At 65.6% G+C, this 24,612-nt stretch carries 28 protein-coding genes and 1 pseudogene; 14 read left to right on the top strand and 15 right to left on the bottom strand.

What is annotated here, in order from left to right:
* Positions 1 to 127 precede the first annotated feature (127 nt).
* Positions 128 to 1,366 carry a cytochrome P450 gene (locus tag K940_RS0116710; RefSeq protein WP_231390408.1) on the top strand — a complete coding sequence of 413 codons (1,239 nt, stop codon included), beginning with the start codon at positions 128 to 130 and terminating at the stop codon, positions 1,364 to 1,366.
* Positions 1,367 to 1,390: 24 nt separating this feature from the next.
* Here the strand turns inward: K940_RS0116710 and K940_RS0116705 are convergent, their stop codons facing one another.
* Together K940_RS0116705 and K940_RS0116700 are read right to left on the bottom strand one after the other, a co-directional pair.
* Entirely contained in the window at positions 1,391 to 2,398 is a 1,008-nt protein-coding gene (locus tag K940_RS0116705) for a cation diffusion facilitator family transporter (protein ID WP_036528902.1), read from the bottom strand.
* 150 nt (positions 2,399 to 2,548) lie between these two features.
* A complete protein-coding gene (locus tag K940_RS0116700) occupies positions 2,549 to 3,235 on the bottom strand; it encodes a crotonase/enoyl-CoA hydratase family protein (RefSeq protein ID WP_028478488.1) in 687 nt (228 codons plus the stop codon).
* A gap of 245 nt (positions 3,236 to 3,480) precedes the next feature.
* Here K940_RS0116700 and K940_RS28680 point away from each other — a divergent pair, with 245 nt between their 5' ends.
* The 4 genes from K940_RS28680 to K940_RS30895 all read left to right on the top strand — a co-directional run bounded on the left by K940_RS28680 (position 3,481) and on the right by K940_RS30895 (position 7,568).
* A complete protein-coding gene (locus K940_RS28680) occupies positions 3,481 to 4,755 on the top strand; it encodes a hypothetical protein (RefSeq protein ID WP_051407267.1) in 1,275 nt (424 codons plus the stop codon).
* A gap of 131 nt (positions 4,756 to 4,886) precedes the next feature.
* Positions 4,887 to 5,213, top strand: coding sequence for a hypothetical protein (locus tag K940_RS0116690; protein ID WP_231390407.1), 327 nt, complete (start codon positions 4,887 to 4,889; stop codon positions 5,211 to 5,213).
* A 5-nt stretch (positions 5,214 to 5,218) separates the two neighbouring features.
* A complete protein-coding gene (locus tag K940_RS0116685; RefSeq protein ID WP_231390406.1) occupies positions 5,219 to 6,574 on the top strand; it encodes a hypothetical protein in 1,356 nt (451 codons plus the stop codon).
* On the top strand, positions 6,561 to 7,568 hold the full coding sequence (locus K940_RS30895) for a hypothetical protein (protein WP_051407266.1): 1,008 nt from the start codon (positions 6,561 to 6,563) through the stop codon (positions 7,566 to 7,568). The genes K940_RS0116685 and K940_RS30895 overlap by 14 nt, the downstream gene beginning before the upstream one ends.
* A 58-nt stretch (positions 7,569 to 7,626) precedes the next feature.
* Here K940_RS30895 and K940_RS0116675 read toward each other — a convergent pair whose 3' ends face one another.
* Positions 7,627 to 8,037 carry a nitroreductase/quinone reductase family protein gene (locus K940_RS0116675; RefSeq protein ID WP_028478485.1) on the bottom strand — a complete coding sequence of 137 codons (411 nt, stop codon included), beginning with the start codon at positions 8,035 to 8,037 and terminating at the stop codon, positions 7,627 to 7,629.
* Positions 8,038 to 8,210: 173 nt separating this feature from the next.
* Here K940_RS0116675 and K940_RS0116670 point away from each other — a divergent pair, with 173 nt between their 5' ends.
* Positions 8,211 to 8,939, top strand: coding sequence for a VIT family protein (locus tag K940_RS0116670; protein WP_051407265.1), 729 nt, complete (start codon positions 8,211 to 8,213; stop codon positions 8,937 to 8,939).
* Positions 8,940 to 9,021: 82 nt separating this feature from the next.
* Here K940_RS0116670 and K940_RS28670 read toward each other — a convergent pair whose 3' ends face one another.
* Positions 9,022 to 10,026 carry a DUF418 domain-containing protein gene (locus K940_RS28670; protein ID WP_036528900.1) on the bottom strand — a complete coding sequence of 335 codons (1,005 nt, stop codon included), beginning with the start codon at positions 10,024 to 10,026 and terminating at the stop codon, positions 9,022 to 9,024.
* Positions 10,027 to 10,170: 144 nt separating this feature from the next.
* Between K940_RS28670 and K940_RS28665 the strand changes: the two genes are divergently transcribed.
* Entirely contained in the window at positions 10,171 to 10,674 is a 504-nt protein-coding gene (locus K940_RS28665) for a MarR family winged helix-turn-helix transcriptional regulator (protein WP_051407273.1), read from the top strand.
* Positions 10,671 to 11,051: a DUF5313 family protein gene (locus tag K940_RS0116655; protein WP_028478483.1), complete on the top strand. Its 381-nt coding sequence runs from the start codon at positions 10,671 to 10,673 to the stop codon at positions 11,049 to 11,051. Before K940_RS28665 ends, K940_RS0116655 begins: the two co-directional genes overlap by 4 nt.
* Positions 11,052 to 11,144: 93 nt before the next feature.
* Here K940_RS0116655 and K940_RS0116650 read toward each other — a convergent pair whose 3' ends face one another.
* Complete coding sequence (locus tag K940_RS0116650) at positions 11,145 to 12,227, bottom strand: calcium:proton antiporter (RefSeq protein ID WP_028478482.1); 1,083 nt, start codon at positions 12,225 to 12,227, stop codon at positions 11,145 to 11,147.
* Between the two features lie 137 nt (positions 12,228 to 12,364).
* Between K940_RS0116650 and K940_RS0116645 the strand changes: the two genes are divergently transcribed.
* From K940_RS0116645 to K940_RS0116625, 5 genes and pseudogenes are all read left to right on the top strand, one after another.
* On the top strand, positions 12,365 to 13,045 hold the full coding sequence (locus K940_RS0116645; protein ID WP_036528897.1) for a PhoU domain-containing protein: 681 nt from the start codon (positions 12,365 to 12,367) through the stop codon (positions 13,043 to 13,045).
* Between the two features lie 153 nt (positions 13,046 to 13,198).
* Complete coding sequence (locus tag K940_RS0116640) at positions 13,199 to 13,924, top strand: HNH endonuclease family protein (RefSeq protein WP_036528894.1); 726 nt, start codon at positions 13,199 to 13,201, stop codon at positions 13,922 to 13,924.
* Between the two features lie 102 nt (positions 13,925 to 14,026).
* Positions 14,027 to 14,902 (top strand): oxidoreductase, encoded by an 876-nt coding sequence (locus K940_RS0116635; RefSeq protein WP_028478479.1) that lies wholly within the window; start codon positions 14,027 to 14,029, stop codon positions 14,900 to 14,902.
* A 78-nt stretch (positions 14,903 to 14,980) separates the two neighbouring features.
* A pseudogene (locus tag K940_RS28660) lies at positions 14,981 to 15,397 on the top strand (transcriptional regulator); the annotation flags it as partial.
* 125 nt (positions 15,398 to 15,522) lie between these two features.
* A complete protein-coding gene (locus K940_RS0116625) occupies positions 15,523 to 15,888 on the top strand; it encodes a DUF3817 domain-containing protein (RefSeq protein ID WP_028478478.1) in 366 nt (121 codons plus the stop codon).
* A 35-nt stretch (positions 15,889 to 15,923) separates the two neighbouring features.
* Here the strand turns inward: K940_RS0116625 and rdgB are convergent, their stop codons facing one another.
* From rdgB to clpS, 10 genes are all read right to left on the bottom strand, one after another.
* Positions 15,924 to 16,532, bottom strand: coding sequence for an RdgB/HAM1 family non-canonical purine NTP pyrophosphatase (rdgB, locus tag K940_RS0116620; protein WP_028478477.1), 609 nt, complete (start codon positions 16,530 to 16,532; stop codon positions 15,924 to 15,926).
* A complete protein-coding gene (rph, locus tag K940_RS0116615; RefSeq protein WP_028478476.1) occupies positions 16,532 to 17,302 on the bottom strand; it encodes a ribonuclease PH in 771 nt (256 codons plus the stop codon). The genes rdgB and rph overlap by 1 nt, the downstream gene beginning before the upstream one ends.
* Positions 17,303 to 17,442: 140 nt before the next feature.
* A complete protein-coding gene (locus tag K940_RS0116610; protein WP_028478475.1) occupies positions 17,443 to 18,207 on the bottom strand; it encodes a cyclic nucleotide-degrading phosphodiesterase in 765 nt (254 codons plus the stop codon).
* A 69-nt stretch (positions 18,208 to 18,276) separates the two neighbouring features.
* Positions 18,277 to 19,002: a rhomboid family intramembrane serine protease gene (locus K940_RS0116605; RefSeq protein WP_028478474.1), complete on the bottom strand. Its 726-nt coding sequence runs from the start codon at positions 19,000 to 19,002 to the stop codon at positions 18,277 to 18,279.
* Between the two features lie 66 nt (positions 19,003 to 19,068).
* Positions 19,069 to 20,031, bottom strand: a complete 963-nt coding sequence (locus tag K940_RS0116600) for a PLP-dependent cysteine synthase family protein (RefSeq protein ID WP_028478473.1) — start codon at positions 20,029 to 20,031, stop codon at positions 19,069 to 19,071.
* Between the two features lie 8 nt (positions 20,032 to 20,039).
* Entirely contained in the window at positions 20,040 to 20,312 is a 273-nt protein-coding gene (locus tag K940_RS0116595) for a MoaD/ThiS family protein (protein ID WP_028478472.1), read from the bottom strand.
* A gap of 135 nt (positions 20,313 to 20,447) precedes the next feature.
* The gene (locus K940_RS0116590; protein WP_028478471.1) at positions 20,448 to 20,867 is read right to left on the bottom strand and encodes a Mov34/MPN/PAD-1 family protein; all 420 of its coding nucleotides are present in this window, start codon (positions 20,865 to 20,867) and stop codon (positions 20,448 to 20,450) included.
* A gap of 123 nt (positions 20,868 to 20,990) precedes the next feature.
* Positions 20,991 to 22,055 (bottom strand): P1 family peptidase, encoded by a 1,065-nt coding sequence (locus K940_RS0116585; RefSeq protein WP_028478470.1) that lies wholly within the window; start codon positions 22,053 to 22,055, stop codon positions 20,991 to 20,993.
* Between the two features lie 63 nt (positions 22,056 to 22,118).
* The gene (locus K940_RS0116580; protein ID WP_028478469.1) at positions 22,119 to 22,688 is read right to left on the bottom strand and encodes a DUF2017 domain-containing protein; all 570 of its coding nucleotides are present in this window, start codon (positions 22,686 to 22,688) and stop codon (positions 22,119 to 22,121) included.
* Between the two features lie 21 nt (positions 22,689 to 22,709).
* Positions 22,710 to 23,060 (bottom strand): ATP-dependent Clp protease adapter ClpS, encoded by a 351-nt coding sequence (gene clpS, locus K940_RS0116575; RefSeq protein ID WP_051407271.1) that lies wholly within the window; start codon positions 23,058 to 23,060, stop codon positions 22,710 to 22,712.
* Positions 23,061 to 23,192: 132 nt separating this feature from the next.
* Between clpS and K940_RS28655 the strand changes: the two genes are divergently transcribed.
* On the top strand, positions 23,193 to 24,593 hold the full coding sequence (locus tag K940_RS28655) for a nicotinate phosphoribosyltransferase (RefSeq protein ID WP_081706415.1): 1,401 nt from the start codon (positions 23,193 to 23,195) through the stop codon (positions 24,591 to 24,593).
* The last annotated feature ends 19 nt before the right edge of the window (positions 24,594 to 24,612 follow it).

Here is a 24,612-nt window from a genome sequence, read left to right as displayed (position 1 = left end):
TCGACACCCGGGCAGTGTTGCCAGATAGTTGCGAACTCTGCCCGAATCCGCTCCCACAGCGGATTAGCATGACTGTGGTGATGTCCGTCGACGAACCCGAAACACCCGGGTCGGACAGGGGACTGTGGTGGCAAGCGTAAGCGACACGTTGCGGATGCTCGATCCTTCCGTGCGTCCGGATCCCTATCCACTCTTCGCACAGTTGCGCGAAGCCAGTCCCTTCCGGGTGCAGAACCTGCCCGCCGCCGTCATCGCCCGCTATGCCGACTGCAGTGCGGTGTTGCGTGATCCGCGAGTGCGGTCCGATCGCACCCTGTCACAACTGCGGCGTGACACATTGCAAGGCACCGGTGCCGCGCAACGGGACGGGCACGTCGCGTCGAGTCCGATGTTCTTGTTCCTGGATCCGCCCGACCACACTCGGCTCCGTCGGTTGGTGTCGAAAGCATTCACCGCGCGCATCGTGCAGCGGTTGGAGCCACGGATCACCGAGCTCGCCGATACGTTGCTCGACCAGCGCGCCAGCGCCCGCACTCTCGATGTCGTCAATCATTTTGCGTACCCGATCTCGATGACCATCATCCGTGAGCTGCTCGGCGTCCCGGTCGAGGACGAGGCTCGGCTGCACATCTGGTCCGTACTGGCCAGCCGTGCGCTGGACCCATCGGCACAAACAGCCGCCCGATACACCGGCGACCCCGCCGAGCTGCAGCCCTCGGGGGTTGCGTTGATCTCCTACTTCGACGAGCTGGTCGAGCGGCGGCGCGATGCTCCCGGTGAAGATTTGCTCTCCGAATTGATTGCCGCCGAGGATGCCGGGGACAAGCTCACCCGTGCGGAGCTGAACTCGACGTGTGTTCTGTTGTTGGTCGCCGGGCACGAGACCGCAGTCACCTTGATCGCCAATGCCATGTTGGCCCTGTTGCGCAATCGGCGTGAACTGGATGCTTTTCGTGCGGACCCAAGCCGGGCCGAAGCCGTGGTCGAGGAGACGTTGCGTTACGACCCGCCGGTCCAGTTCGTGCCGCGCGTCGCCGCCGACGACATTCCCGAGATGAACATTCGGCGAGGCGATACCCTGATCGTGCTCACTGCCGCGGGCAATCGCGATCCGGCGGAGTTCGACAATCCTGATCGGTTCGACCCGATGCGGAAGAACAATCATCACTTGACTTTCGGGCTCGGCGCCCACTTCTGTCTCGGCGCGCCGCTGGGACGCCTGGAAGCACGGGTGGCGTTGACCCGGTTGGTGCAACGGGTCGAATCGCCGAAGCTGACGGTGGACCCGCCGCCATATCGAGACCATGTCGACCTGCGCGGTCCCGCGCACGTGCCGATCGAGTTCGCCGAGATCCTGCCACGGTAGTCGACATTCGCCCGGCGGAGGACATCAACCGGCCACGTTCACCAACTGGTCGCGGTGTACCAGGCCGTGCGCCTCGGCGCAATGCTGCGATACCACCGGAAGACGACGCCGCAGATCGGCGCCCGCCGAGCCGGCGACCGCCCGACTGTGGTCGACCTGCAAGGTGGTGTGGGTAATGGCGTAGTCGTCGGCGAGCAGTCGCTCGACCCGTTGGCGCAAACCGTGGCAATCGGCGCCGGGCTGTACTAGGACATGCGCGGACAACGCGATGTCGCCGGAGGTGATCTGCCACACGTGCAGGTCGTGCACTTCGTCGACTCCCTCGACATCGACCAGGTGACCGCCGAGCTCGTCCGGATCGATGCCCGCGGGCGCGGCCTCCAGGAAGATCCGCGTGGACTCACGAACCAGTCCGTATCCCGCCTTCACCATCAGTGCGACCACGATCAGCGTGGCGATCGCGTCCGCTCTGGCGAATCCAGTGGTCATCACGACCGCGCCAGCGACTGCGGTGGCAATGAAGCCGTACAGGTCGTTGAGCACGTGCTGGAAGGCGCCCTCGACATTGAGGCTGGAACGGTTGGCCCGACTGATCGCGACGGTGGCCACGACATTGACGGCGACACCCGCCAGCGCAGTCACCAGGACGAGTCCACCGGTCACCTCGGGTGGTTCCAGAAGTCGGCGTATGGCTTCGTAGAGCAGCCAGGCGGCCAGCAGAAGGAGAGTGGCGCCGTTGACCAGAGCGGACAGAATCTCGGCGCGCTTGAAGCCATAGGTGTATTTGCCACTCGCGGGGCGGGCGGCGAACCGGATGGCGACCAGTGCGAGCACGATGGCGACTGCGTCGGTGAGCATGTGCGCCGCATCGGAGATCAGCGCCAACGAATTGGCCATGATGCCGACCACGACCTCGATCGACATGAAACCGACGATCAGAGCCAGTGCAACCATCAGCCACCTACGGTCGGCCGAACCCGAGATCCCATGCCCGTGTGCATGGCCATCTCCATGCTCGCTGCCACGTCCCATCGCCTCGAAAACCTTTCGCGTCACCGTATTGCGCGCGCATCCCATAATGTATGCGCATATTTGCATTTGATGTGCAGAGCATAACCTATGGACGGTTACTCAGGGTAGCCTCAGAACGTGATATAGATCACCGCGTGCGGCCGACCCGCCCTAGGCGCCGAACTCCGAATCGATACCGGAGCGTACTGCCGTGAGCACCTGGGCGCGCACCCGTAGTTTGGTCCAGGCGTGCGCCCCGAGGTCGATTTCGGTCAACCTGTGGGCTTCCGCTGTTGCACGCGTGTGCAACTCGTCCGCGTCGGCGACCAAGGCATCGAGGAAGCCCAGCTCCCTCGCCTCCTCGGGGCCCACCAGGATGCCGGTGTTCATCGCACGGTCGAACCCTGGCCTGGTGAGTCGATGCCGCGCGACTTCGACCCCATAATGCGGAATGGTCAGTCCGATCGCGACCTCGTTCAAACCCAGCTTGAAATCTCCCGCGATGCCGAAGCGCACGTCCGCGGCGAGCAACGTGAAGGCCCCTTGAGCGATCGCGTGCCCTGAGCAGGCGGCAACCACGGGCAGCGGGAATCCGAGTAGACGATGGATCAGATTTCCACCCGCGCGCAGCGTCTGGCGAATCTCGTCCTCGGATCGAGAGAAAGTCGCCAAGTCATAGCCTGCGGAGAACATGCCTGGCCGCCCAGTGAGCAGGACGACTGCCCGATCGGCCTCGGCACGGTCGAATGCAGTGGCGACAGCACGAATCATTTTCTCGGACATGACATTCGCCTTGCCATCGTCTAGCGTGATCGTGGCTACGCCGTTGCCGAGCTGGTAGGTAACGAGTTCGGTCATGACGACAACTTCCTCGGGGGGATCGCTCTATATTATCGCTCTAGCCCTACCGAACACGCACAAGGTTCCGGCTGACGACTGCTTGCGCAGCAAGGTTTCATTGCGGCAACGATGAGAAATTGCGGCGACGACGGGAAACAACGCTGCCGGATTCCCCGATACACGATAGAGGCGCAGTTCCGGCCAGCTCGGCGCGTCCGAGTTGCCGGCCGGCCTCGGGGACAGGCTCAGGTGGAGGAACCGACATGACCGCAGCGACCGTCATCCGTCCGCTGGCGCCGAGCGAAGCGATCTTCGCCAATAGCGAAGTCCTCGTCGGCTATTCGGTTCGGGTGACGGGTCGGTTGGACCTGACTGCGCTGGCCGCATCGTTCGAATCTCTGCTCCGCTCCCACCCGGTCCTCGGCGCACGACTGGTGGAGGACGACCACGGCGGACACGTGCTGCTCGAATCGCCCGGCACGCCGCCGGAGATGTCGGTCGCCGATGGCGACCCCGAGTACCTGCTCACCGGCGCCCGACTGGATCAGCGGCGAGCACTCGGCGCGTTGTGTGTCGTGCGCGATGGTGACCATGCAGCCGTCACACTGGTCACTCACCACAGTATCGCTGATGCTTCGCACTCGCTGGAGGTGTTCGGTGAGTTGTGGTCGCGATATTCCGACCACACTCACGGCCGAGTGCGCGAAACGACGCCAGGGGGATTTCCGCGGTCGATCGAAGATCTGCTCTACGAGCGCGGGGTCGAAAAGATCGATCTACCGGCGATGCCACCTCGCCTCGCGGGCGCCACCCGAATGACGTCCACCCCGATCGATCCCGACTATCTTCTTCCGCGCACGGCGCGCTGTCGACTGAGCTCACAGCAGACCGCGGCGCTGGTCGCGCTCGGGCGGCGGGAACGAACCACGATCAATGGACTCGCCTCCGCCGCGATCCTGCTCACCGAGGCCGAACTACGGGGACTACCCCTGGCCGAACTCAGGTACACCTACTCGGTGGATCTGCGCACCCGAGTGCGGCCGCCGATCGGCATGACCGAGGGCACCAACGTGCTCGGCTTCGAAAATTTCGTGCCGGCGCCCGGACCCGACGCGTCACTGAGCGACCTGGCGCGTGACATCAGTGGCGCGCTGCGCCGCGGTCTGGATGTCGGTATCGTGCAGCAAACCCCTCTGCACATCCCGGAGATCGCCGCCGGCCCCCCACCCCATGAACACGGAGTGGTGCTCGCGACCAACTGGGGGCGGGTGCGTCGGCCGACGATGCCGGACGGGCTGCGCGTCACCGACTTCCGCTCCATCATGCTCGGCAAGCCGGACAAGACCGGGCACCGACTCCAGCAGTTGAGTGGCACCATCATCGTCAGCACGTTCGACAACCGGTTGAGCATCGAAATCCATCACCCCGAAGAGACCACGGCCGAACAGAAGGTACGCGTGCGGCTGCTCGCAGCGCATTTGTCCGACCCCGGCACGACGGGCATTGCGGCGCTGGCTCCACGCGAACAGCGATGGTGAGATGGTCTCCCCGACCGTCCCCGACCAGAGGGACCCTCCGAGATTCGAGGCACAGCACCCACCGGCACAGTACCCTGGGCGATGAGTGTCGGTCATGGTGTGGTAACGACAGCCCGAGATCTGGGAGGGGAATGGTGGATACACTCGGACTCGACCCGGCGGCAGTGGCCGCCTACACCGCGATTGCGGACGCGGTGTCCGAACAATTGGCATCGGCGGCCGCGGTCGTCTCCGGTGCAGTGCACCCGCAGCAGCTGAGCACCGATCTCGGGCTGGTCGGAGCGGAATTCGCGGCGCGATTCACCGCGGCGGTGTCCGAACACGCCCAGGCGTTGTCGACCGCGGGGCAGTTGGTCGGCGCATATGGTCACGTACTGCGCGAATACACCGAGCATGTCAGCGACATCGACGCGACGACGGCGACCGCTATCAGCCGGACCGACCATACGCAGGTGTGAGAACCATGATGGGACTACGAAAACGAACTTCCGCCACCGAACCGGCGGCGGAGAACCCGCGCCCGCCGAGCGCCGAGCCGGGCGTGGACCCGCCGATCATCGCCGCTCTGGTCGGTCCGCTGCTGACCTTGCGCGCTACACTCGGTTCCGGCGCCGAAGCACCCGATGTGACTGCTACCGAGGCACTTTCATCCGCCACTGCGCAGGTGGTCGACTCCGAAGGCCCGCACCGTGACGGACTGCACGCGCTGGAGTCGACGTGGACTTCGCGCGGCGCCGATGCCACGGTACCCGCATTGCGCACGACGCAGACCCAGATCGGCGACATCTCCGACCGTGGCCCCGCCTATCTGTCGGTCCTGGCCGATGCACACGCGACCTCCGGATACGCAGCCAAGCGTGTCGAGGAGATCATTGCCGAGTTCCGGCGTGACGCACGAACGATTCTGGACAATGCGACGTCGGCCCCCGAGACCGACGCCATAGTCGTCCGCGGTGCCCAAGCATTGCGCGACGCCATCGACACCGTGACCACCGCCCGGTCCGAGATGGACGACCACGTCCGGAAGCTCGATGACATGGGGCCACTGACGATCACCACGCCATCGGCAACCACCACCGATCGGATCCCTGAGCAGAACTCCCCGGGCCGATCTCTCCCCGACCCCGCGGAACCGGTTCCAGCGGCCAGGCAGCAACCGATGGACCCGGCGCTGGCCGCACAACTGCAACTCCAGCAGCAGCTCATCGCCGCCGGCGTACAGCTCGCCACCACGGCCATCACCGCAGGAGTCGATATCGGCACCCACCTCATCGACAAGATCACCGAGGTCGGCATTCATGCGATCGATACCGTGGCGGCATCGGCGATTCCGGAACTGGTCGACCCCGGCTCCGATGCGAATTCGGCGGCCAACAACGGCGATTCGACGGACTCCGCGAAGCTGTTCGACGCCCTCGACCGCTCACCGGATTCCGAACCCTCGACCGGAACCAGCGCGTTCGCCCCACCCGGCCACTCCGCGTCCGGCAACCCCCCGTTCGGCAACCCCCCGTTCGGCAATGCACTGTCCAGCGCGAAGCCGGACCTGCCTCAGATGGATGCCAAGCCGCCCCCCGGCGGCCCGCCCCCCATGGTCGACTCCGCACCACCGCCGCCTGTTCGCCCCAGCCATCCTGGCCAGCCCGATCACGCTGGCCACCCCGGCCCAGCCGGCGGCATGATGGTGCCACCGGCGCCACCCTCGGCTGGAAGCGACGAACAACACAAGCCGCGCGACGGCCAACTCGGGGTGACAGTTCCTGCTACCGGAACCACGGTGGTTCCGGTGTTGGGCGAGTTCGACGATGACGCCGACTGAGGAGCACGACCCGAGACACGGCCCAGTTCCCGACAACCCGTTCGATACCGGCCTCCCGATGCTGCGCACCCCGTCGAAGAAGGCGGTGAAGCGCCGTCGCCGCCCTGGCCGGCGCGCACAGATTCGCCGCCGCGAGCCGAAAGCCGAAGACACTGCGCGGCTGGCTGTTTCATACGAGGAAAGCGCCAGACCCCAGTTCGGCGAGTGGGCGCAATGGCTCGACACGGCGCCTTCGACCGACATGCACTCGCATTCCCCTGCCGCACGGCAGGCGAGTGTACCGATCGAGCCGACGTCATCGGCCGCACCGCAGTCGCCGAAACCCGACAACGACCAGTCCCGGACACCGGGGATCGTCAATCGATCCGGACCCCACCCCGGCGCTCCGGTTCGGCACGCGCGGCGCGCGCCCGATGGGCAGCGTGGCAGCAGACCGCTGCTGGTATTGATCGTGCTCGGGCTCGCCGTCGCCACCGGCTCGATCGCACTGACCATCGCCTATGGGTCCGATACTCCTGCGAAGGAAACGACCGCCGCACGAACGCCGGGTGGTTCGGCACCGGTCACTGCAACCCCGACTGTGGGCGCCGACTCACCATCGGCCATCGCGACACCAGGGTGTGCCCAACAGCGCACCGGAGACACCGTCTCCGGCACTGCCCCGGGCGGCACCGGCAATGGTCCGGATGCCATCCTCGCCTTCGAATACGCCTACTATGCAGAACGTTCCGGGTATCGTGCCCGGGCAGTGGTCGCCCCGGATGCAGCGGTGTCGACAGCCGACCAGATACAGCGTGGCATCGACCTGGTGCCGCTCGGCACCCGATACTGCGTGCTCATCACCGCGGCCGGACAGAGCGCCGAAGGCCATGCACGGTGGGAAGTTCGTCTGACCCAACAGTTTCCCGGTGAACAGCCGAGTGAGTTCACCCAGTTCATTACAACCCGGACCGGCAGCGACCGAACGCTGATCACGGAGATCGCTGCCGGCTGACACTCGGACCGCCTGGCACACCATCTGCCGGCGCGCATCCCGAGGCGGACCACCTCGTTCAGTGCAGGGTGAACTTGACGACCGGAATGACTCGGTCGGTCTGGTCTTGATAGCCAGCGAACCTGTCCATCTCCTCGACCATCGCGGCGAACAGTCGGTCTCGATCAGGGCCCTCGGTGATCGCAGCAGCCCTGGCCTGGACGACCTCGCCGCCGACTTCGAGGGTCACCTCGGGATTTACCCGGATATTGTGGAACCAGGCGGGATTGGTGGCGGCTCCGGAATCGGAAGCAACGACGACGATATCGTCACCGTCCCGAATGAATACCAAGGGAGTTGTCCGCCGCAGCCCCGACTTGGCGCCAGTGGTGGTGAGCAGCAACAACTCATGGGCCGCGAGGAAACCACCGACCTTGCCGTGATTGGCGCGAAATTCTTCGATGATCTGGGTGTTCCAATCGCCTGCCATGGAGTCTCCTGTGGAGTCGGTCGCGGATCACCTGCGAGAGAGGAATATCGGCCGAACGGGTGATGCGCCCGCCACTTCGACGATACTCCGCCCAGCGCCGAATTCGCTGTCCTGAAAGACGTCTGCGCGTCGCAGTGGGACCGTCGAATCGACCGCATGACATAGTCGGCGACATGGACCGCACGATCGGCACACCCGGCCCGAGTCCGCACGAACCACACGGCGACAGTTTCGCGTCCAGACTGAACTGGCTGCGCGCCGGCGTGCTCGGCGCCAACGACGGCATCGTATCGACCGCCGGCCTCGTCGTGGGCGTCGCGGCGGTGACAACCGATACCTCGACATTGCTCGCCGCGGGAATTGCGGGCCTGACGGCCGGAGCGATCTCGATGGCGGTCGGCGAATATGTCTCGGTCAGCACCCAACGAGACTCCGAGCGTGCACTGCTCGCGACCGAGCGTCGGGAGCTACGCGACGATCCGGACTACGAGTTGGTCGAACTCACCGAGATCTACCGAGCCAAAGGGTTGACCCCGCAGACCGCACGCGCAGTTGCCGAAGAACTCACCGCGCATGACGCGCTCACCGCGCACGCCGAGGCCGAACTGGGTCTGAATCCCACCGAGCTGACCAACCCCTGGTGGGCGGCTGGTGCATCGGCTGTGGCCTTCGTCCTCGGCGCATTGCTCCCACTGCTGGCCATCGTGCTGTTGCCGACCAGTGTGCGCGTCCCAGTGACCTTCGCTGCCGTACTGACCGCACTGGCGCTGACCGGGTCGGTCAGCGCTCGGCTGGGCGGAAGCTCGGTCGGTCGCGCTGTAGTGCGGGTGGTTGTCGGAGGGGCGTTGGCGATGGCAGTCACCTATGGCATCGGGGAGCTGGCCGGAGTCGCCGGAATCTGACGATCGCCGATCCGACGTCGATGGCCGAGGGAATGCGGCGCCCGGCCGAAACCTGAACTCAGCGAGTGAATCCCCCTCCTCCCTATGAGGATCGGTACTCGGGCTTGCGGCTGCGCCAGAAGGCGCCCACTGTCCACCAGGTGAGGCAACGCCATGCCCATTCGAGCGGCCCGTAGGCGAACACCCGCAACCACAGTGCGCTCACGAGCACCAGTCCCAGCACGACCCCCACCGCCAATCCCAACGGTGTCGCATAGTCGCTGGAGCCGGACAGTTTCAGGTGCGGTGCGATGAGCACGATCGTCACTGTGCCGCCGACATAGTTGGTCACGGTCATCCGGCCCAGCGGCCGAAGAACCTCCGCGAGCACCTGCCCCGGTTCGCTTCGCAACAACAGCAGAAGCCCGGTCGAGTAGGCGAGAGCGCCGAGTGTGGCAGCCACCGCCGTCGTCGGTCCCGACCACAGCTCGAGATTCGCTGTGCGCGACTCCCACGTGCTCGCCACGACTGCGGCAGGCAGTGCGACGAGGAAGACCCCACCGATCCGCCACCGCCCTGCACGCAACACATTCGCAAGCCCGAACCGCGCGCTGGCCATACCGAGCAGGCACACGCCCGGCACCAGGGCCAACTCTCCACCGAAAGTGGACGCAACGCCGGCAGTACCGACTACTCCTGCCACCGCGACCATCCATCCCGGAAGTGTCACCGCGGGCAACAACATCAGCAAGCCGACCAAGGCGTGGGGCAACAATATCGCTCGTGGTTGGACCTGCTGGACAACCACACCGAGCACCCCGAGTGCGATCAGATAGCGGGCCAACACGAGTCGCGGACGGCCACTGCGCTCGACCGCACGGTCGAGCAGCACGGCGAATCCGAGCCCGAACAAAAACGAGAAGATCGGTAGGAACCGTCCTTCGAAGACCACGGCCAAGACGTGCCTCGCTGGGAGGATCACGCCCCACTCGTCGGTAGTGGCCAAGCCGGTGATCCGCCAGCTGTCGACCGCCAGAATTCCGCACAGTGCGAAGCCACGGGCGACGTCCCATTCGTCGATGCGCAGCTCACCCGCGTCGCTATGCATGCGACCCACGATAACGACGACCGACGTGTGGACCTGGAATTCACCCGAGGTGTCACCGATGATAGTTTGTGCATGAAGTATTCATGCACGAAATCAATCCGGCAGAACCGACCGACAACCCAGAACCGCCGACGAGGAAGGGCAATGGAGATCGAGATCGATGATCCACTGCAGCTGGATCGACAGGTGTGCTTCGCGCTGGCCGTGGCCAATCGCGCAGTGCTGGCGGTCTATCGACCACTCCTCGAGCCACTCGGGCTCACCCATCCGCAGTACCTGGTCATGCTGGCACTCTGGGGCGAGGCGCCGATGTCGGTCAAGGCGATAGCCGATGCCGTCCAACTCGATTCGCCGACGCTGTCACCGCTGCTCAAGCGCTTGGAAAGCGCCGGACTGATCACTCGGCGCCGCGACAGTCGAGACGAACGCACGTTGGTGGTGGAGCTGACCGCGGCCGGAGCCGCACTGCGCGCGCGTGCAGAACGGATCCCGCCCGCAGTTGTACAGCGTCTCGGTGTAACCATGGCCGACGTCGAAGAACTCCGTGACGTACTCACCCGGGTGAACGACGCGGCCCGCCGTGCGGCACTCACCGCAGACGGCTGGTCCGATTCGTTCACCGCCACCGACGGAGAAGCACAACCATGACGCGAGACAAGCGCCGCCCCAACCCGGTTCAATGGATCGGCTACGCATTCGGACGCCGACTACCCGACTCCATGCGAGATTGGGTGCGCAACGACCTGACCGGTAGATATGCGGTTGCCCGGCACGTAGTGCGCGGGTTGGTACCGCTCAGCCCACTGTTCGTGGTGGCTATCCTGATCCCTGGCGAGGTGTGGCTACGGGCTGCCACGACCTGCCTCGCCGTGTTGCTCGCAACGTTCTATACGGTTGCGTTCATGCCGATGAACCGGGCGCATCGGCTGACGAAGCACGGGTTGCCAGCGGATCTGGAAAACCCGCGCAAGGTGCGCCAACGAGAGCTGGAACGCGCCCGTTACGAGGCCCGACACCCCCGCTGAACCGAAATGGCAACCGGGTGCTGCCACGCCTACCGGCACACCGAATGCGCACGGGGTGCGCGCCCGATCCGCTCGAGCCGCCGAACGCTCGAGTCAAGGACTGGCGGCGAGAAACACGAAAGCCGAGAACACCGCCAAATGCACACCGCCTTGCAGGAGCGTAGCGCGACCCGGCACCACCGTGAGTGCGCCGACGACCACCGTCAGCGCCAGGAGAACCATTTGGGTCGCACCCAACCCGAGCACCAGTGGACCGTGCAACCAGATGCTCGCCACGGCAATCGCCGGAATCGTCAGACCGATACTGGCCATCGCAGAACCCAACGCAAGGTTCAAGCTGATCTGGACGCGATCGCGGCGTGCGGCGCGTAGCGCGGCCAACGTCTCGGGCAACAACACCAGCAGCGCGATCACGACACCGACTGCCGAGCGGGGCAGACCTGCGGCGCGCACGTCGTTCTCGATCGCGGGCGACACCATCTTCGCCAAACCGACGACACCGACCAGTGCGACCATCAGCAGCGCCATACTCAGCGAGGTGGTGCGTATCGACGGGGGCGCATGATGGTGGTGCTCGAGTTCGCTCTCCTCGACCGGGAGGAAATCATCCGGGTGCCGAACGGTTTGCACGGTCACGAACAATCCGTACAGCAACAACGACGCGACTGCCGCGAAGACCAGCTGCGACCCGGAGAACTCCGGCCCTGGCCTACTGGTGGTGAATGTCGGCAACACCAGACTCAAGGTGGCCAAGGTCGCCACCGTCGCAAGCGCCGCGCCGGTGCCCTCGGCATTGAACACCGCAACTCGTCGTCGCAGGGCGCCCACGAGTAGCGACAAGCCGAAAATGCCGTTGCACGTGATCATCACCGCCGCGAATACCGTATCGCGAGCCAATGACGAAGCATCGGGACCACCGGAAGCCATCAATGTCAAGATCAGTCCGACTTCGATCACGGTGACAGCAACTGCCAGAACCAACGATCCGAACGGCTCCCCTACGCGATGCGCCACGACCTCGGCGTGCTGCACGGCCGACAGCACCGCCCCGGCGAGCGCGACCACCAACACGATCACAGCAGATCCCGACGGGTGGGTCGCCCACGCGATCGCCAAGACCACGGCGGCCAACAGCGGAACCGAGGTCGTCCAGTGTCGGGCCAGCAGACGCGTCATCCCTCCATGATTCCAGCGAACTCTTAGCGTCCGGCCGGACGCTGGTCTGCGCACCATGCGATCCATCCGCCGTGTACGCGAATCCCTACCTCGTTCACCCACGGACATCCCACGAAGGATCACCCTGGCGCCCGCCGATGGGCGAGAATTTGGCGGTGCGGACCCAGTTCACTTCCGAGCTCATCGCGTTGACCAACGATCTGACGCGGATGTGCGTTCTCGCCCACGACGCCGTAGCGCGGGTCACCGACGGGCTCGTCGACGCCGATCTCACCGCGACCTACGAAGCCTTTGCTCTCGATGAGCAGTTGCGCGCGATGCACGGCGCCTGCGAAGCGCGTGCGGTAGTGCTACTCGCCTTGCAGGCGCCGGTCGCGCGCGACCTGCGGCGGGTGGTGACCGCGATCCAGATCGCCAGCGAGCTGTCCTTGGTCGGACGGCTCGCCAGTGAGATAGCCGATCGCGTGTACCAGTGCCACCCGGAACATGTTGCACGAGAACCGATTCTCGGCATCCTTGCCGCAATGGGGCAGCTGTCGGCGCAGAGCACGGCGCGCGCCGGCCGGGCCGTGGCGGGGCAGCAGCCGCCGACGGAAGCCGCCGAACCGATGGGACGATCGATGGAGGCGCTCGGTCACCGATTGCATTCGACATTGTGCGAACGTGCGGTGCAACAATCCCCCGACACGACGATCACCAGCGCCCTGATCGGGCATCATTTGCAGCGCTGTGTCGAGCACACGGCACGCGTCGATCGCCTGACGCTCTTCCTCGATACCGGAATTCCCCCTACGGCACAAGCACACGACGGCCAGTAGCGTCGACCCGGACCTCGAGGCGGCCCAGGCCGGTCTGCGCCCCGATCCGGAAACATCGAATTCCCCAGACACCCATGGTTTTCGACCGATACCGCTACCAGGTATCTTGTCGACGGTCACAGTTACGCAGGGGGGTCGACGTGAGGATGTTCGATGACGATCGCCCCGAAGCAGCGACTGGCACTACTCACCCTCGTAATCGCGGTCTTCGCTGGGTTGGGTGTCTACTATCTGGACCCAGGTGGTGATGACGCTGCACCGGAGTGCGATCCCGCCAACCCAGGGTGCGAGGCCACACTTGCCTCGATTCCCAGTAGCCGGGCCCTGGACGTCTTGAGTTCCCTTCGAGTCGCCGACCGCGCCGCGCAAACCGGTTACGATCGTGACGAATTCGGGCCTCCGTGGACCGACAAGGTCTCGGTTCCCGGCGGCAACAATGGTTGCGACACTCGAAACGACATTTTGCAACGCGACTTGACCGAGGTGACATTCAAGTCGGGCGAGTGTGTCGTCGCGACGGGAACACTCGAGGACCCCTACACCGGGCAGACCATTGGCTTCGAGCGCGGCACGAAGACCTCGGCCCAGGTGCAGATCGACCATGTCGTCGCGTTGTCGGACGCATGGCAGAAAGGAGCGCAGCAGCTTTCGGCCGAACGCCGCCGCGCACTCGCCAACGATCCCCTGAATCTGCTGGCCGTGGACGGCCCCGCCAATCAAGCCAAGAGCGACTCCGACGCCGCGGACTGGCTGCCACCGAACAAGAACTTCCACTGCGCGTATCTCACCAGGCAGATTCAGGTGAAGGCGGCCTACGATCTCTGGGTCACACCGGAAGAAAAAACGACCATGGTTCGGGGACTGAACACGTGTCCCTGATCGCACTCCGGGATGGCGAACGCAATCGTCACCCGCCCACTTGCCATGCACCGACAACCCAGACCCCTCCCGGGGGCGATCGCCCCCGGTAGTGTCGGTGCAATGGCGTGGAAACCTACAGAAATCCCAGATCAATCCGGGCGCACCTTCGTCGTGACCGGCGCAAACGGCGGCTTGGGCTCGGTGACTACCGAAGTCCTCGCAGCCAAGGGCGCAACCGTGATCATGGCCTGCCGTAATACGACCACAGCGCAGGAGATCGCGGCTCGCATCGACGGCGACGTCCGGGTAGCCGAACTGGATCTGTCCGACTCGACCTCGATTCGCAAGTTCGCCGACGACTGCGATGCCTTCGACGTGCTGATCAACAATGCGGGTGTGATGAATCTGCCGTTCTCGCGAACCAAGGACGGGTTCGAAGCTCAGTGGGGGATCAACCACCTGGGGCACTTCGCGCTCACTGGACTATTGCTGGATCGGATCGCCGACCGCGTGGTGACGCTGGCCAGCATCGCGCACCTGATGGCCCCGAAACTGCGTGTCGACGACCTCGATTACGAGCACCGGCGGTACCTTCGGGGCCTCGCCTATGCGCAGGCCAAGTTGTGCAATCTGATGTTCGCGCGGGAACTGCAGCGCAGGCTGAGCGACTCCGGATCGGCCAAACGCTCCTATGCCGTGCACCCCGGCGCGGCGGCCACCGATCTGTTCGCCCACACCGAGACCCCACTCGACTATGTCACCAAGCCGTTCATCCGCCTGGTCGGGCACCCGCCCGCGATGGCCGCACACTCCACATTGTTCGCCGCGACCATGCCCGATGCCGACCCCGACGTCTATTGGGGCCCGACTCGCTTTTTCGGGACCCAGGGACCGGTGGGGAAGTCCTCCTCTACTCGCTTGTCGAAGAACAAGCGCCTGTGGGAGCAATTGTGGGCACAGTCCGAGCAGCGGACCAGGGTGACCTACCGATTCTGACCACGACCTCACGAGCCCACTGCCCACGCGCGCACCTGGCTCTACGGTCCGCGTAGTAGGACGGGTACCGTAGAGTCCGTGTCCGCATCTTCACGCCGCTCGGCACACAATCGCCCGGCTCTCGTCGCGCTGGTGATCGTCACCACGCTGGGGTGCTTGGCGCTGGCCTGGTGGCAGTGGGAGCGATTCGAGTCCGCCAGCGGCACCGGGCAGAACTTGGGCTACGCACTGCAGTGGCCGTTGTTCGCGGGGTTTGCCGTTTTCGCCTACCTTCGGTTCGTCCGACTCGAGCGGGAAGCGAGCGCGGACACCGTCGCCCAGGACGGCGCCCCCCAGAGCGGCACCGCGATCGCAGTGTCGGAGCGCGCTGCGAAAACAGTCGGCACCCGAGAGATCCCAGCTGGTCTGTTGCCCGAGCGCCCGAAAGCTACTCGGGACGAGGACCCTGTGCTCACCGAGTACAACCGGTACCTCGCGGCGCTCTACGCCGAGGACGTCACCGCGCACAGCGCCGAAGACATCACCGCGCACAGCGCCGAAGACATCACCGCGCACAGCGCCGAGAACAGCACCGCGCAGGTCCGAATGGCGAGCCAGCCCACCCACGAGAGGAGCGCCGGTTGACCACCAGTGACAATTCCACCGAGACCGCTGTTGCGTCCACCCCCCCGGCAGAGGTCACCAAGATCGCGGCGGCGTTGGTGCGCTATCGCACATTGGCCTGGATCACCGGCCTGTGGCTGCTGCTGCTCACCGGTGAGATGATCGCCAAGTACGGCTTCGGCGCGCACCCGCCCAGCTGGATCGCCGTGGTCCATGGTTGGGTGTACTTCATCTATCTGCTGGTCACAGCCGACCTTGCGGTCAAAGTCCGCTGGCCGGTGCTGCGCACGGTGGGCACTCTGCTCGCCGGAACCATCCCGCTGCTGTCCTTCTTCGTCGAGCATGTCAATGCCAAACGGGTCAAGCAGGACTTCGGTCTGTGACCTACATCCGGAGCCGTGCCCGATCCGGCCCGAGGTCAGTCCCCGAGCTCAGCCAGGGCGGTTTGTAACTGCATCAGCGCCCGGTTGCGATGCGACACCGAGTCCTTGACGCCGGGCGCCAATTGCGCGGCCGTGACGGTGTCACCCGCCGGGACGAATATCGGGTCGTAGCCGAAACCTCCATCGCCCGCCGGCTCCCGCGCGATCGAACCGCGCCATTCACCCCGCACCACGGTCTCGGTACCTCCGGGCACCACCAAAGCACAGGTCGAGACGAACCGCGCCCCGCGCCGCTCATCCGGAACATCGGCGAGTTGCGCCAGCAACAGCGCAGTGTTGGCCGTATCCGCGCCGTGCTCGCCCGCCCACCGTGCCGACAGCACGCCCGGCATCCCGTTCAAGGCGTCCACCTCGAGGCCGGAATCGTCGGCAATACACACCAATCCTGTGGCCGCAGCGCCGTCGCGCGCCTTGGCCAGCGCGTTCTCCTCGAACGTCGCACCGGTCTCAGGAGCCTCGGCATACGAGCAAACATCGTCCAACCCGACGACCGCGATGTCATGGAGTCCTGCGCCCTCGAGAATGCGGCGCAACTCGTGCAATTTTTTGGCATTGCGGCTGGCCAGGAGGACACGACGAGGCATCACTTCTTCTTCGCGTCGATCGGCTCGGGAAGCAGCCCGGGGTACGGCAGTGCCAGGGCCTGTTTCTGCACGGTGAACAGCTGCTCACAGCCGGCGAGCGCAGCATCGAGCAATTTGTCCAGCGTGGAGCGCGGGAAGGTGGCGCCCTCGCCGGTGCCTTGGATCTCCACCAGCGTTCCGGTATCGGTGGCCACCACGTTCATGTCGACTTCGGCCCGCGAATCCTCCTCGTACGGCAAGTCCAAACGCACCCGGCCGTCGACCACGCCGACACTCACTGCGGCGATCGCACACGAAATCGGTTGTGGGTCGGCCAGAGCGCCCGCCGCACCGAGGAAGGTCACCGCATCGGCCAACGCAACATAGGCACCGGTGATGGCGGCGGTCCGGGTTCCTCCGTCGGCCTGCAGGACGTCGCAGTCCATGGCGATGGTGTTCTCGCCGATGGCGGCCAGATCGATGCATGCGCGCAACGAGCGACCGACCAGACGGCTGATCTCCTGAGTCCGGCCACCGACCTTGCCCTTGACCGATTCACGACCGCTACGGGTGTGTGTTGCAGCCGGCAACATCGCATACTCCGCAGTGAGCCAGCCCAATCCGGAGTCGCGGCGCCACGGCGGCACCCCTTCGGTCACACTCGCGGTGCACATCACCCGCGTCTGCCCGAATTCCACCAGGACCGACCCTGCTGGATGCGTGGTGAATCCCCGGGTGATCCGGACTTCGCGGAGTTCGTCATCCGCCCTGCCATCGGCTCGTCTCGACACCGCCACAGCCTACTGCGTGTCGTGTGCCGGACCCGCGGCACGGCCGGTTGGCCGGCCCGTGTCGCGCTGCGCAGAGCCCGCGTCCGGCCTGCGATCACCGATGGGTACCGCACCGACCGAGCGTGCCGGCTGAGACCAGCTCAGAGATCGAATGTCTCGCCGGGCGCCACCGCATGCACGGGACCGGTGAACTGCGCCTTCGCCTCGGCGATCACATCCTCGCGAGAGGTCCACGGCGGTATGTGGGTGAGCAACAACTCCTTCACCCCGGCCTTCGCGGCGATCACACCCGCATCGGTTCCCGAAAGATGAACGCCGGCAGGCCGATTCGCCGGGTCGTGCGTCCACGACGCCTCGGCCATCAGGATGTCGGCCCCTTGCGCCAACTCCTGTACCTGCGGGCACACGGCAGTGTCGCCGGTGTAGGCGAAGACTCGTCCGGTCGTAGTGACGATCCGGAGACCGTAGGACTCCGGCGGGTGATACATCCGGCGGGCGGTCACGGTGTGTCCCGGCCCGAACTCGACCGGCTCACCGTCGATCCATGGGTGCATGTCGATGACATCGGACCAGTCGTCGCATTCTCCTCCGACCTCGGCCGAGGCATGCCCAATACGCAGAGCGGTATCCGAGGGACCGCGCACCACCGCTTTCCCGGCCGGCGGTGTCGGGTGGTAACGCCGCCATACCAACAGGCCGGGCAGATCCATGCAATGATCGGCGTGCAGGTGACTGAGGAATATATCGGCGGCGCCGGGGTCGGCATAGCGCTGCAGCGCACCCAACACCCCTGGACCGAAATCCAGCACTGTCGGGCGCATGTCCGGACCGGTCAGCAGATACCCCGATGCGGGAGAGTCCGGGCCGGACACACTGCCCGAGCACCCGAGGACGGTAAGGCGCATGCCCTCATGCTGCCACGAGGAACTCTCGTTCAAGAAAGGATCCCCCACATTTCCTGGCGGGCAGCGCACTCAGCGTGGCGTGGCACTGACTCGCGTCCGGGCCACGCGACGGTGTCGACGTTCATCACCAGAGAGTACCCAGCCAGCGAACAGTCCACCCAATGCGCCGAAAAGATGTCCCTGCCAAGAGATTCCAGGAGGTCCTGGCAAGACGCCCCACAGCAGCGACCCATAGGTGGCCAGCACCACCAAGCCGAGCACGATCTGTCCGATCGAACGGCTGAACCACCCCCGCGAGATGAGGAACACCAGCCAGCCGAACACCAGCATGGACGCGCCGAGGTGGGTGGTGCCCGTCGCCCCGGTCAGCCAGGTGCCGACCCCCGCCACGAGCCAGATGATCGCGGTCGCGGCGAGACCGCGGCCGATGCCTGCCGCCAGCGCAAGGAAGCCGAGTACCAGCACCGGGAGGGTATTGCCGACCAGGTGGTCCCACCCGCCGTGCAGTACCGGTGCGAATGCGATACCGGACAGTCCGTCGCCCGTACGGGGTTCGATGCCCGCTTGTTCCAACCGATCGCCGAGCGCGTGGTCCACACCCTCGATGCCGTAGAGCAGCGCGACGAATACGAGGACGATCGTCGCGGCGCGCAGCCACAGCTGCCTCATGGCGACGAAACCTCTGTTCGAGTTCGGTGAGACCGGATCGGCCTCGCCGTTCGGCCGACGCAGTCGGGCAGGCGGCGCGCCCAGCGGATCGGAGTCGAACGACGGTCCGCTCTGCGCGCCGGTCATGGCCACCTCCTTGCCGCGCGGAGTCGCGGCCCCGCAGTACCCACAGAGTACCGGCCCGGACCGAAATCAGGCCCAGAGCTGGCCGTCGAGCCGCTCCTCCGCCTCTTCCACGGTCCCGTCGTAGGCGCCCGTGGACAGGTACTTCCAGCCGCCGTCGGCAACGACGAACGCGATATCGGCACGCGCGTGGGCGCGCACCGCCTTTCGAGCCGCACCGAGTGCGGCGTGCAGGACCGCGCCGGTGGAGATCCCCGCGAAGATACCTTCTTCGAGCACCAGGTCTCGGGTCCGCTGGATGGCATCGTGCGGACCGACCGAGAACCGAGTGGTCAGCACGCTCTCGTCATACAGTTCGGGGATGAATCCCTCGTCGATGTTCCGCAGGCCATAGACCAGCTCGCCGTATCGCGGCTCGGCCGCGACGATCTGTACCCCGGGCACTTTCTCTCGGAGGAACCGACCGACACCCATCAGCGTGCCGGTGGTACCGAGACCGGCGACGAAGTGGGTGATCTCCGGCAGGTCGGCCAGTATCTCCGGGCCGGTGTTCTCGTAGTGAGCCAGCGCGTTGGCCGGATTGCCGTACTGGTAGAGCATCACCCAGTCCGGATTGTCCGCCGCAATCTGCTTGGCCAGCGCCACCGCCTGGTTGGAGCCGCCCGCCGCCGGGGAATCGATGATCTGTGCACCGAACATGGTGAGCAATTGCCGTCGCTCCACCGAGGTGTTCTCCGGCAGCACGCAGATCAGCCGATAGCCTTTCAACCTCGCGGCCATTGCCAGGGAGATACCGGTATTGCCGCTCGTAGGTTCCAGAATCGTACAGCCGGGGCGCAGTCGTCCGTCGGCCTCGGCCTGCTCGATCATGCGTAGGGCGGGCCGATCCTTGATGGAACCGGTCGGGTTGCGGTCTTCGAGCTTGGCCCATAGCCGAACATGGTCGTCGCCGTCCCACTGCGGGGACAGAGTTCGCAGTCCGACGAGCGGGGTATCACCCAGCGCTGCGATCAGCGATTCGTAACGCGCCACGGGACCGTTCAGCCTCCGGCCACAGCAGGAAGAATCGTCACGCTGGCGCCCTGCGGTACTTCGGCCGCCAACCCACCGGCAAATCGCACGTCTTCGTCGTCGACATAGATATTGATATAGCGGTTCAGTTTGCCGTCCTTGAGCAGACGCTCGGCGAGGCCGGGGTGGTTGGCCTCGAGGTCCTCGATCAGCGCGGCTACTGTGGCGCCCTCGGCGTGCACCCGCTTCTCACCTCCGGTGAAGCCACGCATGATGGTCGGGATGGACACGGTTACCGGCATCGGTACTCCTTGATCTCACAGAGGGGTAGATCTCACAGATGAGCTGATCTCATAGATGAGCAACGAACTCACGGACAAGCGAACGCACAGACCAACCGTGGTCGCGCGGTCGAGCATTCCCGTCCAGGCATCGGCTCAGGTCTCGTACGCATCGACCAGGCGCACCGGCTCTTCGGTGACCTCGCCGTCGACGATCCGGTAGCTGCGCAGCTCGTGCTGCTCCGGATCGCGAGTGGAGATCAGCACGTAGTGCGCGAACGGTTCGGATGCATAGGACACGTCGGTCCGGCTCGGGTATGCCTCAGTGGCCGTATGCGAGTGATAGATCACGACCGGCGTCTCGTCGGCCTCGTCCATCTCTCGCCACACCTTCAATTGCTCACCGGAATCGAAACGGTAGAACGTGGGCGAGCGTTCGGCATTGACCATGGGGATCAGCCGTTCCGGTCGATCCGCACCCTCTGGACCTGCAATGACCCCACACGCCTCGTCCGGGTGATCGGCGCGCGCGTGCGCCACCATCGCCGCGACGAGGTCGGCCCTGATCACCAGCACGGATAGCACACCTTTCCACAACGCCAACCCATCGCAGCCGACAACGAGCCAGGATATTCGGATATTCCCACCGCCGGTTCGACCGGTCCCCGATTCCGGCCCGCGAGGGCGCTCTCCGACGGCTCAACCGGGGAACAGGTCGTGGTAGGACGGAATACCCGCGACGGTATGCGCACAGCAGATCGCGTCGACGACAGCGCGTTCGACACACAATGCAGCCGCGGTGCACACCTGATCCAGGACCGCGACATCGGCGCGAAAGTCCGGCGCCGGCGCGGGGCGCGCACCCGTGGCGACCGTCCCGGTAGCCACTGCGAACAGGGTGTCGCCATCCAAGGGAGAATGCGCGGGACGCACCGCCCGGGCCAAACCGTCGTGCGCCGTCGCCGCCACCCGGCGACACCCGGTCGGGTCGAGTGCGGCGTCGGTGGCGACCACGCCGATCGTGGTGTTCAGTGCAGTACCCTTCACCGGCAACGCATTGGCCGAAGTCACCTGCTCGGCACTCGGAGTACCCAGACGAAAGAAATCGGGTCCGTCGGTTCCGCAGCCCCACGGCAATCCCGTGCGCGGATCGAACACCGAGCCAAGTGGATTGGCCACGATCAGTGCGGCGACCGTGACGCCGGCCGCCGCGCCCTGCGTCACGACGACACTCGCCGTCCCCACCCCTCCCTTGATCGATCCGGCGCGAGCGCCGACACCGGCGCCGACCGATCCGCGGGCGAAGTCGAGCCCCGCGGCCGCAGCGGCTCGATAGCCGAACTCGGCGGTCGGCCGGACATCCCATGCACCGACCGGGAGGTCGAAGATCACGGCGCCGGGAACGATGGGTACCACGTGGCGCGCGTCCCCTGGGTCCACCGCGGTTCCCGCCCCGTGGTCTTCCAGCCAGCGCATCACTCCGTCGGCCGCAGCCAGACCATAAGCGCTGCCACCGGTCAGCACAATCGCATCGACCCGACGAACACTGTTCATCGGGTCGAGCAGATCGGTCTCTCGTGTGCCTGGACCGCCGCCGCGCACGTCCACCGCCGCCACGGCGCCCACCGGTACCCGCACCACGGTACATCCGGTCGCCGCCCCGGCACCGAGCGTGGCGTCCGGGTCGAGAACATGATGGTGGCCGACCAGCATTCCTGCAACGTCGGCGAGCGAATTACGTTGTCCCGGTGGGGCTTGCGTCATCTGTGCTCCTGAATTCGTGGTGGCGTTGCTCGCCGGTGAACGCTGGCGCTCACCGCATACCGATCACGGAGCCAGAGCCTGTAGTAGCGAGTCCTGCATCCAGGTGAGCCAGTGATAGACGTCCAGATGCGGGGCCCGTGGATCGCCGGGGTCGAGCTGGTCCGGGGTGTCGGCATCGATGCTCAGCACCGTGCCCAACGCCAGCCGAACATCGGTGAGCGCGGTCAACCATGCGTGGGCCTGTTCCGGGGTGAGCACGATCTTTCCCCCGGAATTCGGCACGGTATCGAGCACCACCGAGCCGGCCGCCAGCTTGGCGTCGATGATGTCCGGCTCGTGCAGGCCACGCAACGCACTGTTGAGGTCGGCGCGGTCGGCATCGGGCGAACCGGGTTCGCTTCGGTGGAATTCCGGTAGGAGTCTGCGTAGCCGAGGATCCTCGGGCGGGGTGGTATTGCCGGAGCGCAGGCCGGTCAGCGCCGCCAAGTCGTCTTCGGGGGCGGACTCGGCGCGCTCGGTGAGCAACCCGGACACCGCACCCACCAGCGACCGCAGCACGTTGGCCTCGCGTGCGTCCATCTCGGAACGCAGTTTGAGACCACTCAGCGAGTTCTTCCTGCTCCACTTACGCACGGCGTCAGAGTAGTCGTCCGGTCAGTCATCCCGTTGCATGGTTGCCCACAGGCCCGCCGCGTGTAGTCGCTGCACATCGTGTTCCATCTTGTCGCGAGAACCCGACGAAACCACGGCTCTTCCCTCGTTGTGGACTTTCAGCATCAGCTCGGTCGCCTTTGCTTTGCTGTAGCCGAACAACTTCTGGAAGATGTAGGTCACATAGTGCATGAGATTGACCGGGTCGTCCCAGACCACGGTCACCCAGGGACGGTCCTCCGCCTCCAATATCTCGGTGTACTCGACCGCCTCGGGCGTCGCCTGTGCCGCCGACAGTGTCGCGTTCGCGGCGGCCGTCACGACGTCACCTCGGACTACATTGCACAAGGCCATAACGTCAAGGGTACGACGCGTTCATCGATAAACAACACCCACGCAGCCACGACTCGCGCGTCGCGGGTTCACCGTATCGATGCCGGCGCGGTATACCCCCAGCGATCGGACCGGGATGTCTACAGTGGCCACGTGGACCTGCGTGACGAAGTCACCAGCACGGCGCTGCTGACCGACCAGTACGAACTGACCATGCTCGCCGCCGCGCTACACGATGGGTCGGCGGAGCGGCGCTGCACGTTCGAAGTGCTTGCTAGACGTTTGCCAAACGGTCGTCGCTACGGTGTGGTGGGCGGAACGGGCAGACTGCTCGACGCGCTACGCCGGTTCCGATTCGGTGATGCCGACCTTGCTGTCGCCGCGTCGTTCTCGGACCACCGGACGCTCGACTGGCTGCACGACTATCGATTCACCGGCGACATCGACGGCTATCTCGAAGGCGAACTGTATTTTCCCGGCTCCCCGATCCTGTCGGTGCGCGGCAGCTTCGCCGAGTGCGTGGTGTTGGAGACGCTGACCCTGTCGATTCTCAACCACGACAGCGCGATCGCCTCCGCGGCTGCGCGTATGGTGAGCGCGGCAGCAGGCCGCCGCATGATCGAAATGGGCTCGCGCCGCACCCATGAGCGCGCCGCACCCGACAGCGCTCGGGCCGCGTATCTCGCTGGTTTCGACGCCACATCGAACCTGGAGGCGGTGCGCCGCTATGGTATTCCAGGCGCCGGAACAAGCGCACACGCATTCGTTCTGCTGCACAGCGGACCCGACGGCGCGCACGAAGCCGAGGCGTTTCGCGGCCAGGTAGGCACACTCGGGAGTGAGACCACCCTGCTGGTGGACACCTTCGACGTCGCAGGAGGCGTCGCGGCCGCCGTCGCGGTGGCAGGCCCCGACCTGGGCGGGGTACGCATCGACTCCGGCGACCTCGGCATGCTGGCTCGGCAGGTGCGCGACCAACTCGACTCGCTCGGCGCGACCAAGACTCGGATCGTGGTCTCCGGTGATCTCGACGAATACTCCATCGCGGCGCTGCGTGCCGAACCAGTCGACGTCTACGGGGTCGGCACGGCGTTGGTGACCGGATCGGGTGCCCCGACCGCCGGGATGATCTACAAACTGGTCGATGTCGACGGAGCACCGGTTGCCAAACGCAGCAGCAACAAACGCTCACGCGGCGGCGCCAAGAAAGCGATCCGCCTCGCGCGCGAGACCGGCACGATCGTCGAGGAGATCGTGTATCCCGCCGCCGGACCGCCACCGTCCGCAAACGGCTTGCAGGCCCGTGAACTGCTCGTCCCCTTGGTACGGCACGGTGAGCAGGTACACCACCTGCCATCGCTGTCCGACAGCCGCGATCTGGTCGCTCGTGGCCTGCTCAGCCTGCCCTGGGAAGGCCTGAAGCTATCCGCAGGCGAGCCGGCCATCGCCACCACCTTCGTCTCCGGTCCACATTTCGCCGCGCCATTGCCCGCCACCCCGCACCGGGTGCAGCCGCCATCGGACCGACCGGCAGAATCGGAAGGGGGCGCCTGACCGTTGCGCGGGAGTACAC

It is taken from the genome of Nocardia sp. CNY236 (assembly GCF_000482385.1).
In the GTDB taxonomy this organism is placed as follows: domain Bacteria; phylum Actinomycetota; class Actinomycetes; order Mycobacteriales; family Mycobacteriaceae; genus Nocardia.
Note: the sequence above shows the minus strand (reverse complement) of the source record. Positions and strands in the feature narration are given on the sequence as shown.